The sequence below is a fragment of the Bacillus cereus group sp. Bc061 genome (assembly GCF_027715825.1).
Taxonomy (GTDB): Bacteria; Bacillota; Bacilli; order Bacillales; family Bacillaceae_G; genus Bacillus_A; species Bacillus_A paranthracis.
Map to the genome: position 1 here is coordinate 67920 of NZ_JAQFTZ010000006.1, position 13209 is coordinate 81128.

The window sequence follows — 13209 nt, forward strand, 5'->3', positions numbered from 1 at the left end:
ATTCTTTTTATTATTACTCATGAAATATCCCCCCTGTTCCCTATTATTATGGAACAAGAGCTCACTTTTCATTACGGGAATTATTGTCACCCGTTCTATAATGATGGAGTAAACCATTAATTTCACCGCCAAGTAAAATTACCCATCCAGTTAAGTAAAACCATAACATTAAAATAATAATACCACCGAGACCACCATATGTATTGGCGTAATTCGCAAACTTATCTACATAATAAGCAAATGAGTACGATACCACAATCCATCCTACAGTAGCAAATGTTGCTCCTGAAATGACTTCTCTTCTTTTTAATTTTCGATCTGGTGCAAATGTATATAAAAAACTAAACAATGCAAATAACACGAAGAAACTCGCTACTAAACGCGTAATACTCCACACGTAAGAAAAACTATCCGATAAACCAATTGCTTTAAATACAGCTGCCCCAATGACTTGTCCAAACACTGGAACAATTAGTGCAAACACAATCATAAAAATAATCGCTAATGTAAATACAATTGATAACGCCCTCGTTTTAATAAAAGAACGTGTTTCTGTTACATCATACGCACGGTTAAAAGCATTCATCACCGCATTTACACCATTTGAAGCAAACCATAGCATTGATAATAAACCAAATGATAATAAACCACCATTTTGCTCATTTACAACTTTATCCACGTTTACTTCAATTAAAGACATTGCATCTTCAGGTACGTACGGTTCTAATAAGTTGAGCACACTTTCTGTTTGAAGGTCAATGAATCCAAGAAGCGTAATTAAGAAAACAAGCCCAGGAAAAATCGCAAGCAAGAAGAAATAAGCGAGCTGTGCTGCCAAGCCCGCTACATCATCGCGCATCGTTCGGTCATATAAATCTTTACCAAACGAATAAGTACGATTTCTTCTCACCTTTTCTAAAATTTTTCTCATATATGGTTAAACGCTTTTCTTCTCTTCTTTATCTTGCTTCAACTCAATGTACGCTTCAGTTTTTTTTTCCTCTACATTGGAGTCTTTCATAAATAGTTCACGCGCTTCTTTCATACCGCCATCTTCAGCAACTACCGGCTCTTCTTCTGCTTTCAGTTCATCTACTTTTGGAGAAACAGCTTGAATTTCAATCGTTTCTGGCTTCTCTGCTGGCTCAACCTTTTTCTTACTAAAAATTTCTTTCGTTTCTTTTAACGTCTCTACAACAGACGGCGTCAATTTTTTAATTTCTGCTACTTTTGCTTTCACTACATTTAAATCAGCAAGTTCGCGTCCTTTATCTGTAACAGTTTGCACTTTTTCTTTGATTTTTGCATTTTCACCAATTTCAATCATCTTTGTTTTTGCTTTTTCTGCAGTATTTTTTACTTTTTCACGGTTTTCTTTCTTCAACATAGATACAGCTACACCTGCAGCTACACCAATCGCAATGTTTCGAGCAATATTATTTTTCTTTGCCATATTCCTTCACCCTTTCATTTCTTATGTTAGAAAGTATTTCTTTCTAAGCTTCCTCATATTCCTTGTTCTTTTCGAATGAAAGCTAATAGCTTTGCACACCCTTCTGTTACAAGGTCATATACTTCTTGGAAATTCCCTGTATAGTAAGGGTCGGGAACGTCTGTCCAGCCACCGTCTGGAACAAAATCGGACAGCCTACCAATATAGCCTCCAGTTTTACCTAAACTTTTTAAATCTGCTATATTCTTGTTGTCCATGGCAATAATATAATCAAACTTTGTTAAGTCTTCTTTTTCTACTTGCCTTGCTTTAATTCCTTCAAAAGTGACTGCATTTTCTTTTAAAATTTTTTGTGTTCCTTTATGTGGCGGATGGCCAACATGCCAATCTCCAGTTCCTGCAGAATCAATGACAATTTTCTCTTCGAGTCCCTCTTTTACGACAAGATCTCGAAAAATCGCTTCTGCCATCGGAGAACGGCAAATGTTCCCAAGACAAACAAACAATACTTGAACCATATTTTTGTTTCTTCCTTTCTTGGTGCATTTCTTTATATATACTTATAGTATAAACAACCAATTAGTGAATATAAAGGAAATCCCTACTAATTTAATAGGATTGAAAAGATTCATTAACGAAAATGATAAAAAATGTTAAGATAGCCTTATGTTATTTTAAAGGGGGACACTTCGGTGGATTTATCCGTAAAGTCAGAAGAAAACGTTGAATATATGGTTGAAGCTATTAAAGAAAAATTACGTATGGTTAATGCTGGAGCGATGAGAGCTGCTAGCTTTAATGAAGAAATGTACGAAGACTTACGTGACATTTATGAGCATGTTATGAAACGTGAAACATTCAGCATTAGTGAAATGCAAGCTATTACAGAAGAATTAGGTACATTAATTAAAAAGTAAAGGAGCCTCGCTTATGGGGCTCTTTTTTACTTCCAACAAATTCATGACAACTCTTCTCTTTCCCTCAATCAACTGTAAAATATTGTACAATAGAAGTAGAACCTCACCTTAGATTTTTTCTCCATACATACTACTCACAAATAATAGCAACACTACCATTGCTAACTGTTTTTACTGGAGGTGCTTACTTATGAGCAATTGGTACAGTAAGACGAAAGACCAAACATTAATTGACTTAGAAACAAATGAACAACACGGTTTAACAGAAGAAATTGCAAGTGAACGTTTAAAGCAATACGGTTTTAATGAATTAGCTACAAAACAAAAACGCACTTTATGGCAACGTATTTTCGCCCAAATTAATGACGTCCTCGTATATGTCCTTATTATTGCTGCCCTTATTTCAGCCTTTGTAGGTGAATGGGCTGATGCAAGTATTATTGCGCTCGTTGTAGTTTTAAATGCTGTTATCGGTGTCGTCCAAGAATCGAAAGCAGAACAAGCTTTAGAGGCATTGAAAAAGATGGCGACACCTAAAGCTATCGTCAAGCGAAATGGTGAACTAAAAGAAATTCCATCTGAGCACGTCGTTCCAGGTGATATCGTTATGCTCGACGCCGGACGATATATCCCATGCGATTTACGCCTGATCGAAACCGCAAATTTAAAAGTTGAAGAATCTGCTCTAACTGGTGAATCTGTCCCTGTTGATAAAGATGCAATCTACCACCCTTCCATGCAAAGTGATGAACAAGTACCACTCGGTGATCAAAAGAATATGGCCTTTATGTCTACTCTTGTTACATATGGACGAGGCGTTGGTGTTGCTGTTGAAACTGGAATGAACTCACAAATTGGTAAGATTGCTACCTTGTTACATGAAGCAGACGATGATATGACACCACTTCAAAAAAGCTTAGCACAAGTCGGAAAGTATTTAGGCTTTGTTGCTGTAGCTATTTGTATCGTGATGTTTCTCATCGGCTTTTTACAAGGACGAGATACACTAGAAATGTTTATGACTGCAATTAGTTTAGCCGTTGCAGCTATTCCAGAAGGTTTGCCAGCTATCGTTTCCATCGTTCTTGCAATTGGTGTGCAGCGTATGATTAAACAAAATGTTATCATTCGGAAACTACCAGCTGTTGAAGCTCTCGGTTCTGTCACAATTATTTGTTCAGATAAAACAGGTACGTTAACACAAAATAAAATGACCGTTACTCACTTTTATAGTGATAACACATACGATCAATTAGAAAATTTAAACGTAAATAATGATGTGCAACGTCTATTGTTAGAAAATATGGTGCTATGTAATGATGCATCTTACAATAATGACTCACAAACGGGAGACCCGACTGAAATTGCTCTTCTCGTTGCCGGGAGCACCTTTAATATGCAAAAAGATCATTTAGAAAAAATACATGAACGTGTAAATGAGCTACCTTTTGATTCAGATCGTAAAATGATGTCAACCGTGCATACATATGATGAAAGCTACTATAGCATGACGAAAGGTGCTATCGATAAACTCTTACCTCGATGTACCCACATATTTAAAAACGGTAAAATCGAGGTTCTAACAGATGCTGATAAAGATCAAATATTAGAAGCCGCTGGGTCAATGTCTCAAGAAGCTTTAAGAGTACTTTCATTCGCATTTAAACAATACAATTCAAACGATGTGGATATAGATCATCTCGAAGAAAATCTCATCTTTATTGGTCTTGTCGGTATGATTGATCCACCGCGAACTGAAGTAAAAGATTCAATTACAGAATGTAAAAAAGCCGGTATTCGCACAGTTATGATTACTGGTGACCATAAAGATACCGCCTTTGCAATTGCTAAAGAACTTGGCATCGCTGAAGAAATATCTGAAATTATGATTGGAACTGAATTAGACAACATTTCAGATACAGAACTAGCAAACAAAATTGATCGCTTACATGTATTCGCTAGAGTCTCTCCAGAACATAAAGTAAAGATCGTAAAAGCATTACGTGCAAAAGGCAATATCGTTTCTATGACTGGTGATGGCGTCAATGACGCTCCATCTTTAAAACAAGCAGATGTTGGCGTAGCGATGGGCATTACAGGAACAGATGTTGCAAAAGGGGCAGCGGATGTCGTATTAACAGATGATAATTTCTCATCTATCGTGAAAGCTGTTGAGGAAGGTAGAAACATTTATCGTAACATAAAAAAATCAATTCTCTTCCTACTCTCTTGTAACTTCGGAGAAATTATCACTTTATTTTTAGCCATTTTACTCGGCTGGGCAACACCACTACGACCTATTCACATTTTGTGGGTGAATTTAATTACAGATACGCTGCCTGCATTATCACTTGGGGTTGATCCTGAAGATCCTGATGTGATGAAGGAAAAACCACGACATGCGAAAGAAAGCTTATTTAGTGGTAGCGTTCCTTTCCTTATTTTCAATGGGGTTGTCATTGGCCTTTTGACGCTAATAGCCTTTATCGCCGGAGCAAAGTTCTATACTGGAGATACACATCTATTCCCTCTTTTCCCAGAGCAAATTGATGAGGATGCTCTATTACACGCTCAAACGATGGCATTTGTCGTTCTTAGTTTTTCTCAGCTCGTTCATTCATTTAACTTGCGTTCAAGAACGAAATCGATCTTTTCAATTGGGATTTTTACAAATAAATATTTAGTCTTCTCCCTTCTTATCGGTGTTCTTATGCAAGTTTGTATCATCTCCATTCCGCCCCTTGCAAATATATTCGGTGTGCATGCATTAACGATGCGAGATTGGGGATTTGTTCTCTTATTAAGTATCATTCCGCTTGTTGTGAATGAAATCATTAAATTAGTGAAGAAAAACTAAAAGGCAATGAGGACTATTCCTCATTGCCTTTTCATTTACCCCACTATTCACCGGCAGTAAACATCCGATCGGTGAAGGCTAATAATCAGCGGGAATGAACAAAACCCCACTGATTAAAGTTTCACTTTATCCTTGTAATTCTTTTTTAATGTTCTCTGTTAATGTAGCCATACGTTTGCGGCTTTCTTCACGCTCACGTTTATTTTGTTCTTCAATTTGTTGTGTTTCTTGCATACCTCTTGAAATAATGTTCCAAGTTTCCTCAAGTGTTTCCATCTTAATACTAGAAGAACCTGATAACCTCGCTACTTCCACACTTTGCGTCGCAATATTTTGTGCATTTTTCTTCAGTAATTCATTTGTACGGCGATCCAGTTCAGCCATAGAATCTGCAACAAGCTTTTGACGCTTCGCATTTACCGCTTGAATGATACCATTTTTAAAGATAGGAATCGTTGTAATAAATGCTGTATTGATTTTACCAATTAATTTATTATTACCACGTTGAATCATACGAATTTGTGGTGCTGTCAGTAACGCCACCATACGTGCTTTTTCTAAATCATCGATACGTTGTTCTAAAATTTCAACAGAGTTTTTAAGCGACTCTAATTCAATACCTGCTAATTGATCATTATTACGTACACGCTCCTCATACATCGGAACTAACTCTGTATTTAAACGCTCTAATAACATTTCTCCTGCTACTACGTATTTTTCTAAGTCTAAATAATATTTTAAGTTTTGCTCATATAAACCATCTAACGTACCAATTGATTTTTTCATTTCATCTTGATACTTCGTAATTTCCACATACACTTTATCAATTTCACGGCCCATCGTTTGATACTTGCTAAAGATTTGTTCAATCATTTTATCCGCTTTTTTGAACATACGTGAGAAGAAACCGCTTTTCTCTTCCGCAAAGTCTTTGCTATCGAATCGGTCCATAATTTTACCAAGTTGTTTTAATAATTCACCCGAATCTTCTATTTTTGATAATGACATTGTATGTAAAATTTGATCAGCGAAACGTGAAATTTCCATAGAAGGTTCTTTTCCAAGTTCGATTAATTCTAATTGATCTTTAATATCTACCGCATTATAAATACGTTGTACATCTGCATCTTGTCTAAGCTGCAAGCGAACATCTTGTGCTGTTTGCTCATTTAATTCTGTTTTCGAATCTAGTACGACTGGGTTATTCATATGGTAATCTCCCTTTCCTTATAAAAATGGACGAAATAGTCCTTTTATTGTTTGTGATAAATTTTTATAGGCTGATGAACCATGAAACTCAAGATCGAAATTAACTTCTTCAAGCCAATGTGAATCAAATGCCTCCGCTTCAATATACGGTTCAATGTCGTTTCTTCCTGTTGGATTGAAATGGAATACATCTACTCCAATTTGATTTAAAAATAGTAATAAAACAGCATCAGAACGAGTTAACTCTCCACTCTTCTCATTATTAAATATAACAATTTTCGGTACATCTTGTGAATAATCAAATTTCTCAAGCTGTTCTAAAATATTCGGTGGTATTTGAGAAAGTTGCGCGAAAACATATAACGCTACATCTTGTTTCGTCTCTTTTGCAATTGGTTTACACATTTCGCTTTCACACGTATGGATAATCGCTTCTGCAATACCATGTTGTAATCCTTCTGGCAATCGTTTATGTGGCCACCAATGACTGTTCATAATTAAATCTGGATGCAATTTTCCCCCGCGGTCTAATGCATCTCGATAATGGTATTGGAAATTTGCTTTTTGTTCTTTCGTAAACGGAAATGTATTAATTAATAAACTGTTATCAAATGATGTAACAGCCTTTAATCGTTGAAAATACTCTTTATCATTCTTTGAAACACCTGATATTTTCGCAAATAAAGAAGGGATATAAATGTGTTTATTTTCAACAAAGAATGTCGGGCGTACAAACGCCTTTTCTTTCGTAATTAAAAAGAGTTCATCATATGTTGTTTTTAATGTACGAGCTACAGGCGTATAGGAACGGAATTGCCACGGCTTGTACAGCAGTGAATTATCGTGGTGAAGTACTTGCTCAATTTCTTTTGAAGCTTGATACGCTACTGTTGCAACACGCTCACGGCGGCGATCTGGAAATGGTTCAAGAGCAATACGGCCTGGATGAGACATAATAAATGTCCTTCCCTCTTCATCGACATTCTCAAATCCATCTTTTCCTTCTGGGTGATAATAAAGTACATCGCAGCCGAGCATAATAAGAAAGTATAAGAAATATATACGGCTTTCCTGTGCATCACCGTACCAAACAATACGCGGCATTTGTTTCTTATAGTTAATCGTAGAGAACCACTTCGCTACGTAATTTTCGCTTAATTTAATCATGTCGATTAAGAAACGACGGAAGCCTTCTGTCTTTAAAGATTGATTATGTTGTTTCTCATATAATTTCAATACAGAAATAAATGTCGTATGTATATAATGTTGTAAATCAGGATTATCTACTTTCGGCAAAAGTTGTTTCCCAGATAAGTGTGCCACTAGCCTATTTACTGTTAGACCATTTGGTGCTTCTTGATGTAATCCGAACACTTCTTGAATATGACGAAGTTTTTCCGAATCGATTACTTTATTTAAATTTTGTTCATGTAAAACTTCAATTCCTTTCGCTTCACTATAATCAAATAGTTCATTGAAATATTCATCTACATCATTAGGAACGCCAAGGATTCGACATGCTATATAACTAAATTTCATCTCATTCTCTGTCAGCTCATATTGTGGACGTTTTTCTAAAAGCGTTTCAAATTGCTTTAAATCTGATTCATCTTTTAATGCATATGGTTGAAGTGTAAAACGTGAAAACACAACAGTTCACCTCCAAAAACATTTACTTTTTCTAAGTCTTTCTTCTATTATAAACTATTTCTGTCTATAAAAAATGGGCGCTCGTAAAACGAGCAAACCCATTTCAATTATTTATTGTCTTCTTTAGTAGCTGCAACTTCTTCTTTAGCTTGTCCAGAATTCTTCATGTAGTGAAGTATAAATGTTGCTCCAAATGCTACAACTAAAATAATGAAGAACACTGTATGGCTTATTTCAATATGAATGACAGACAATAACATTTTTGCTGCGATAATTAAGATTAAAATATATGCTGTCGTTTCAAGTTCTGGAATACGCTCTAACAATTTTAAGAATACACCAGCGATACCGCGCATCATTAAAATACCGAGCATTCCACCTAATAATAGAATCCAAACTTCATTTGATACACCAAATGCAGCAAGTACGCTATCTACAGAGAATGCGATATCCATTAATTCAACCATCGCAACTGTTCCCCAGAAGACACCAAACATTCTGAAGAGAACACTGTTTTGGTTCATACCATGAGCTTCCTCTTCTTCTGCATTACCTTTTCGTTTATCAATAAAGTATTTAACTGAAAGCCATGCTAAGTAAAGTGCACCTAACACTTTTACCCATGCTAATTTAATTAAGAACATTCCAATTCCAATTGCGATAAATCGAAATACATAAGCTCCAATAAGTCCATAGAATAATGCTTTTTTACGTTTTTCTTCCGGAAGGTGTTTTACCATTACCGCTAATACAAGTGCGTTATCAGCAGATAACAATCCTTCAAGTACAACAAGTGTACCTATTAATCCCCAAGATACTGGATCCTGCAACACTTTAATCCACATGTCCAAGTCGAAAAATTGAGCATACGTATCAAGGATTCCTTGCAAAATACTCATCTTACCTATATCCCCTATTCTTTGCTAGATTTATAGAAAGGTCAAAAAAAGGAAACGAATATCGTTTCCTTCCTATGCATCCAAGCCATACGCTCTTACAAGCGCACCTAAGCCACCTTGGAATCCACTTCCTACTGCATTAAACTTCCACTGTCCATTATGACGGTATAATTCACAAAAGACAACTGCTGTTTCGATGGAGAAATCTTCCCCTAAATCAAAACGAAGAACTTCTTCATTCGTTTCTTCATTTGCTAAACGAACGAAAGCATTTCCTACTTGTCCAAAGTTTTGACTACGGCCTTCCGCATCATAAATCGTAACTGTAATAGCAATTTTGTGCACATCTGCTGGAACTTTCTTTAAGTCCACAACAAGTTGTTCATCATCGCCTTCACCTTCACCTGTACGGTTATCACCTGTATGTAGAACAGATCCACAAGGAGACTGTAAATTATTATAGAAGATAAAATCAGTTTCCTTCGTACATTTTCCGTTCGCGTCTAATAGAAAGGCAGATGCATCTAAATCGAAATCTGATCCACCATCATAAGATTTAATATCCCAACCAAGACCAATTACTGCTTTTGTTAAGCCAGGGCTTGTTTTACCTAAATCGATTTTCTGTCCTTTTTGTAACTGAATGGCCATGTATATTCACCTCTATATTTTAATCTTTAAAAACATATCCATTAGTAAATATATACTTACTAATGGATAGTTAAATCTATTACTCTACATCTAAACCGAAATTGTTACATAGAGACGCTAATCCACCTTGGAATCCACTTCCGATTGCATTGAACTTCCAGTCACCTGCATGGCGGTATAGTTCACCTACTACAACAGCTGTTTCAATAGAGAAATCTTCTCCTAAATCGTAACGAATTAACTCTGCATTCTTTTCTTCATCTAAAATACGTACGAAAGAGTTAGAAACTTGACCAAAGTTTTGGCTACGACCTTCTCCATCGTAAATTGTAATTGTGAAACAAATACGTTCGATATGTGCAGGTACATTTTTCAAATCTACTTTGATAGATTCATCATCGCCTTCACCTTCGCCAGTTCGGTTATCTCCTAAATGTTCTACAGCACCATTCGCACCTTTTGGGTTATTATAGAAAACAAAATCTTCTGCTCCTGAAACTTTACCGTTAGCACCTACTAAAAAGATACTAACATCTAAATCAAAATCAGCTTGTCCATCATAACGATTTGTATCCCAACCAAGTCCTACAAGAACTTTTGAAAGACCTGGATTCGTTTTTGTTAAGTCTACCTTTTGTCCTTTTTTCAATGAAATTGATGCCATATACAATTCCTCCTCGGTTTATATTATTGATAACGTGATACAATCTCACTTAAGTTTTTATCTTGTGTTCCTTCTCCAACAGCTGAAAACTTCCATTCACTTCCGTGGCGATACATTTCACCTGCAATTAGAGTCGTTTTGCCAGCATAATTATCCGATAAATTATAGCGTGCGAATTCTTCGCCAGTTTGCGGGTTTTGAATACGAATATATGCATTACGAATCATCCCGAAATCTTGACGACGATTTACACAGTCATAAATATTTACAACGAATACTAAACGATTAATACGGCTCGGAACTTTATGTAATTCTACGAAAATTGTTTCGTCATCACCAGCGCCTTCGCCTGTTAAATTATCTCCTGAATGAATAATACTACCACAAGTAGAAAGCTTGTTTCCGAAGTAAACTAAATCGTTTTTGTTTAAAAAACGATCTTCTTCTAACATAACAACTGATGCATCACAATCTACATTTGGTTTACTTCCAAATAATGAAGACAGAAACCCACCTGATTGCCCAATTGGATCCCAGCCTAAGCCAACCTGTAGTTTTGCTACTTTGGGTTGTCCTTTCGTTAAATCGATCTTTTGACCTTTTTCTAAAATAATAGGCATGCAGTTTCTTCCTTTCTACAAAGCATTTTCCAATACGGAAAATATTGTATTCTCCTCTTATATTGTAGCATTATTTACCTAGTGATAAAAAGGATAAATTCTCAGTTATATGAAAACATTCATATAATTTACTTATGATGATGTAAGAAGTGGTAAATAGCACCAATCATTCCTGCACAATTACCGTTTTGTGCAAGTTCAATCTCACAATTATTATAAATCTCTTTTTGTAAATATTTTTCTACCTCTTCTTTTACTTCTTTTAAGAACTGATTTCCTCTATCAGTAATTCCGCCACCTATAACAATCATTTCTGGATTGAAAATATAAGCAAGGTTACTAATTCCAATCGCTAAATGTTTAAAGAATACCTCAACTGCTTGCGTAACTTCCCTATCTCCTTTATCATACAGTTCGAAAATCGTTTTCCCATTCCAATCACCTTCTCCTTTATATTTTCGGACAAGATGAATTAACCCTGAAATGGAAGCGACCTCTTCAAACGGCTTTCCTTCTATTAACATATTTCCCCATTCACCAGCACTAAACGAATGCCCTCTATATAACTCTCCATCTATAAAAATTGCTCCTCCAATACCAGTTCCAAGGGTGAACATAATAAAATTTCCTTTCTCTCTTCCACTACCATTCCACTTTTCTCCAAACGCTGCACAATTCACATCATTATCAATGGATACAGGAACTTTTAATACCTCTTGCAATCTATTCATAATAGGAATCATACTATAGCCCGGAATATGATCCACACCTCCCGTCACCACCCCTTTATTAACGTCAACAATTCCCGCCGTACTAATACCAATTCCCCAAACCTTATGTTCCCCCATTAATTTTTTTGATAAAAGAATGAGTTTTTGAATGATTTGTTCTCCGCCCAAATGAATTTCTGTTAGAACTGTTTTATGCTTTAGTACTGTTCCTGTTTCTGAAACAATTCCATATTTAATGTGTGTACCACCAATATCAAATGCAATATACTCTTTCATCTGCTGTCACTTCCTCTACTGTAATGTGTGTGAAATTCCCACTACTCTACTATTATAAAGAATTTACACTAACTCTTTTCTCTCTTTAGAAATACACCACCTTTTTCTATATATAGATTTTTTTGTATAAAACTCTTTTTCCTATGAAATATTACAAAGGGATGTATTTTAGATGGAATATTAATTTTTCAGGAGGAAATCAATGACGAAAATTTTTATTTTAGCATCAACTCTTTCTTTATCTTTTTTTAGTGGTTTAAATATTGGTAATGCAGCAACAGAAAACTTCTCTCCAGTAACAAATGCGATTGTACAAAATAACGATCATTTCGCAGAAGGTAACTCAAAAGATAATAATAAACCACCAGGAAACGGTGGTTCTCAGGACGATAGTGGTTCTGGTGGCAATGGTTCTGGCGGCAACGGCCCTGATGGCAATGGTTCTGGTGGCAATGGTTCTGATGGCAACGGCTCTGGTGGCAATGGCTCTAGCGGTAGCGGTTCTGATGGCAGTGGTTCTGATGGCAGTGGTTCTGGTGGCAACGGCTCTGGTGGCAATGGCTCTAGCGGTTCTGATGGCAGTGGTTCTGGTGGCAATGGTTCCGGCGGTAGCGGTTCTGATGGCAGTGGTTCTGGTGGCAACGGCTCTGGTGGCAATGGTTCCGGCGGTAACGGTTCTGGTGGCAATGGCTCTAGCGGTAACGGTTCTGATGGCAATGGTTCTGGTGGCAATGGTTCCGGCGGTAACGGTTCTGGTGGCAATGGCTCTAGCGGTTCTGATGGCAGTGGTTCTGGTGGCAATGGTTCCGGCGGTAGCGGTTCTGATGGCAGTGGTTCCGGCGGTAATGGTTCTGGTGGCAACGGCTCTGGCGGCAGTGGCTCTGGCGACAACAGCTCTGGCGGCAATGGCTCTGGCGACAACGGCTCTGGCGACAACGGCTCTGGCGGCAATGGCTCTGGCGACAACGGCTCTGGCGGCAATCGTGGTAAAGGCGATAGCAGTTCTCAAGGGGGAAATGACTCTCATGGAGGTAACCGTGGTAAAGGCGATAGCAGTTCTCAAGGAGGAAATGGCCCTCAAGGTGGCAATAGTTCCAAAGGTGGTAACGTAAAAGATAACGCGAAAAAACAAGGCGATAAGTTACCGAATACTGCAACACATTATCCTGCATCTATTTTAATGGGACTTTCAACATTCCTAATTGGTATGTTACTATTCATTCGCCGTAAAAACGCAAAATAAAAACATATCCTTCCATCTTAAAAATACATGAAACAAATT

At 36.8% G+C, this 13209-nt stretch carries 13 protein-coding genes; 3 read left to right on the top strand and 10 right to left on the bottom strand.

Translation table 11 applies throughout. The features are described from left to right. Nucleotides 1-61: 61 nt before the first annotated feature. Genes PDQ40_RS19480 through PDQ40_RS19490 form a run of 3 tightly spaced genes read right to left on the bottom strand, consistent with a single transcriptional unit; the run spans nt 62 to nt 1971 of the window. Nucleotides 62-931, bottom strand: coding sequence for a YihY/virulence factor BrkB family protein (locus tag PDQ40_RS19480; protein WP_001226530.1), 870 nt, complete (start codon nt 929-931; stop codon nt 62-64). A 6-nt stretch (nt 932-937) separates the two neighbouring features. Beyond that, nucleotides 938-1453: a DUF4075 domain-containing protein gene (locus PDQ40_RS19485; RefSeq protein WP_001085393.1), complete on the bottom strand. Its 516-nt coding sequence runs from the start codon at nt 1451-1453 to the stop codon at nt 938-940. A gap of 53 nt (nt 1454-1506) precedes the next feature. Next, nucleotides 1507-1971: a low molecular weight protein-tyrosine-phosphatase gene (locus tag PDQ40_RS19490; protein WP_000250909.1), complete on the bottom strand. Its 465-nt coding sequence runs from the start codon at nt 1969-1971 to the stop codon at nt 1507-1509. Nucleotides 1972-2145: 174 nt separating this feature from the next. On the opposite strand from PDQ40_RS19490, the gene PDQ40_RS19495 reads away from it, so the two are divergent. Beyond that, a complete protein-coding gene (locus tag PDQ40_RS19495) occupies nt 2146-2370 on the top strand; it encodes a DUF1128 domain-containing protein (protein ID WP_000366197.1) in 225 nt (74 codons plus the stop codon). Nucleotides 2371-2560: 190 nt separating this feature from the next. Then, entirely contained in the window at nt 2561-5227 is a 2667-nt protein-coding gene (locus PDQ40_RS19500) for a cation-translocating P-type ATPase (protein WP_270691592.1), read from the top strand. Nucleotides 5228-5353: 126 nt separating this feature from the next. Here PDQ40_RS19500 and PDQ40_RS19505 read toward each other — a convergent pair whose 3' ends face one another. From PDQ40_RS19505 to PDQ40_RS19535, 7 genes are all read right to left on the bottom strand, one after another. Then, nucleotides 5354-6436 (bottom strand): toxic anion resistance protein, encoded by a 1083-nt coding sequence (locus PDQ40_RS19505; protein WP_001064413.1) that lies wholly within the window; start codon nt 6434-6436, stop codon nt 5354-5356. A gap of 18 nt (nt 6437-6454) precedes the next feature. Then, complete coding sequence (locus PDQ40_RS19510; RefSeq protein WP_163258092.1) at nt 6455-8086, bottom strand: YceG family protein; 1632 nt, start codon at nt 8084-8086, stop codon at nt 6455-6457. A gap of 107 nt (nt 8087-8193) precedes the next feature. Further along, complete coding sequence (locus PDQ40_RS19515) at nt 8194-8985, bottom strand: TerC family protein (RefSeq protein ID WP_000025699.1); 792 nt, start codon at nt 8983-8985, stop codon at nt 8194-8196. 72 nt (nt 8986-9057) lie between these two features. After that, nucleotides 9058-9636, bottom strand: a complete 579-nt coding sequence (locus tag PDQ40_RS19520) for a TerD family protein (protein ID WP_001007533.1) — start codon at nt 9634-9636, stop codon at nt 9058-9060. A 79-nt stretch (nt 9637-9715) separates the two neighbouring features. Continuing rightward, nucleotides 9716-10300, bottom strand: coding sequence for a TerD family protein (locus tag PDQ40_RS19525; RefSeq protein ID WP_000146722.1), 585 nt, complete (start codon nt 10298-10300; stop codon nt 9716-9718). Nucleotides 10301-10323: 23 nt separating this feature from the next. After that, nucleotides 10324-10920, bottom strand: a complete 597-nt coding sequence (locus PDQ40_RS19530) for a TerD family protein (RefSeq protein WP_001121580.1) — start codon at nt 10918-10920, stop codon at nt 10324-10326. 128 nt (nt 10921-11048) lie between these two features. Then, nucleotides 11049-11927, bottom strand: coding sequence for an ROK family protein (locus tag PDQ40_RS19535; RefSeq protein ID WP_000666104.1), 879 nt, complete (start codon nt 11925-11927; stop codon nt 11049-11051). 202 nt (nt 11928-12129) lie between these two features. Here PDQ40_RS19535 and PDQ40_RS19540 point away from each other — a divergent pair, with 202 nt between their 5' ends. Continuing rightward, the gene (locus tag PDQ40_RS19540) at nt 12130-13170 is read left to right on the top strand and encodes an LPXTG cell wall anchor domain-containing protein (protein WP_270691593.1); all 1041 of its coding nucleotides are present in this window, start codon (nt 12130-12132) and stop codon (nt 13168-13170) included. Nucleotides 13171-13209 lie beyond the last annotated feature (39 nt).

Coding starts and splice junctions, on each gene's coding strand:
- PDQ40_RS19480 (WP_001226530.1), bottom strand. CDS start 931: ATGAGAAAAATTTTAGAAAAGGTGAGAAGAAATCGTACTTATTCGTTT.
- PDQ40_RS19485 (WP_001085393.1), bottom strand. CDS start 1,453: ATGGCAAAGAAAAATAATATTGCTCGAAACATTGCGATTGGTGTAGCT.
- PDQ40_RS19490 (WP_000250909.1), bottom strand. CDS start 1,971: ATGGTTCAAGTATTGTTTGTTTGTCTTGGGAACATTTGCCGTTCTCCG.
- PDQ40_RS19500 (WP_270691592.1), top strand. CDS start 2,561: ATGAGCAATTGGTACAGTAAGACGAAAGACCAAACATTAATTGACTTA.
- PDQ40_RS19505 (WP_001064413.1), bottom strand. CDS start 6,436: ATGAATAACCCAGTCGTACTAGATTCGAAAACAGAATTAAATGAGCAA.
- PDQ40_RS19515 (WP_000025699.1), bottom strand. CDS start 8,985: ATGAGTATTTTGCAAGGAATCCTTGATACGTATGCTCAATTTTTCGAC.
- PDQ40_RS19520 (WP_001007533.1), bottom strand. CDS start 9,636: ATGGCCATTCAGTTACAAAAAGGACAGAAAATCGATTTAGGTAAAACA.
- PDQ40_RS19525 (WP_000146722.1), bottom strand. CDS start 10,300: ATGGCATCAATTTCATTGAAAAAAGGACAAAAGGTAGACTTAACAAAA.
- PDQ40_RS19530 (WP_001121580.1), bottom strand. CDS start 10,920: ATGCCTATTATTTTAGAAAAAGGTCAAAAGATCGATTTAACGAAAGGA.
- PDQ40_RS19535 (WP_000666104.1), bottom strand. CDS start 11,927: ATGAAAGAGTATATTGCATTTGATATTGGTGGTACACACATTAAATAT.
- PDQ40_RS19540 (WP_270691593.1), top strand. CDS start 12,130: ATGACGAAAATTTTTATTTTAGCATCAACTCTTTCTTTATCTTTTTTT.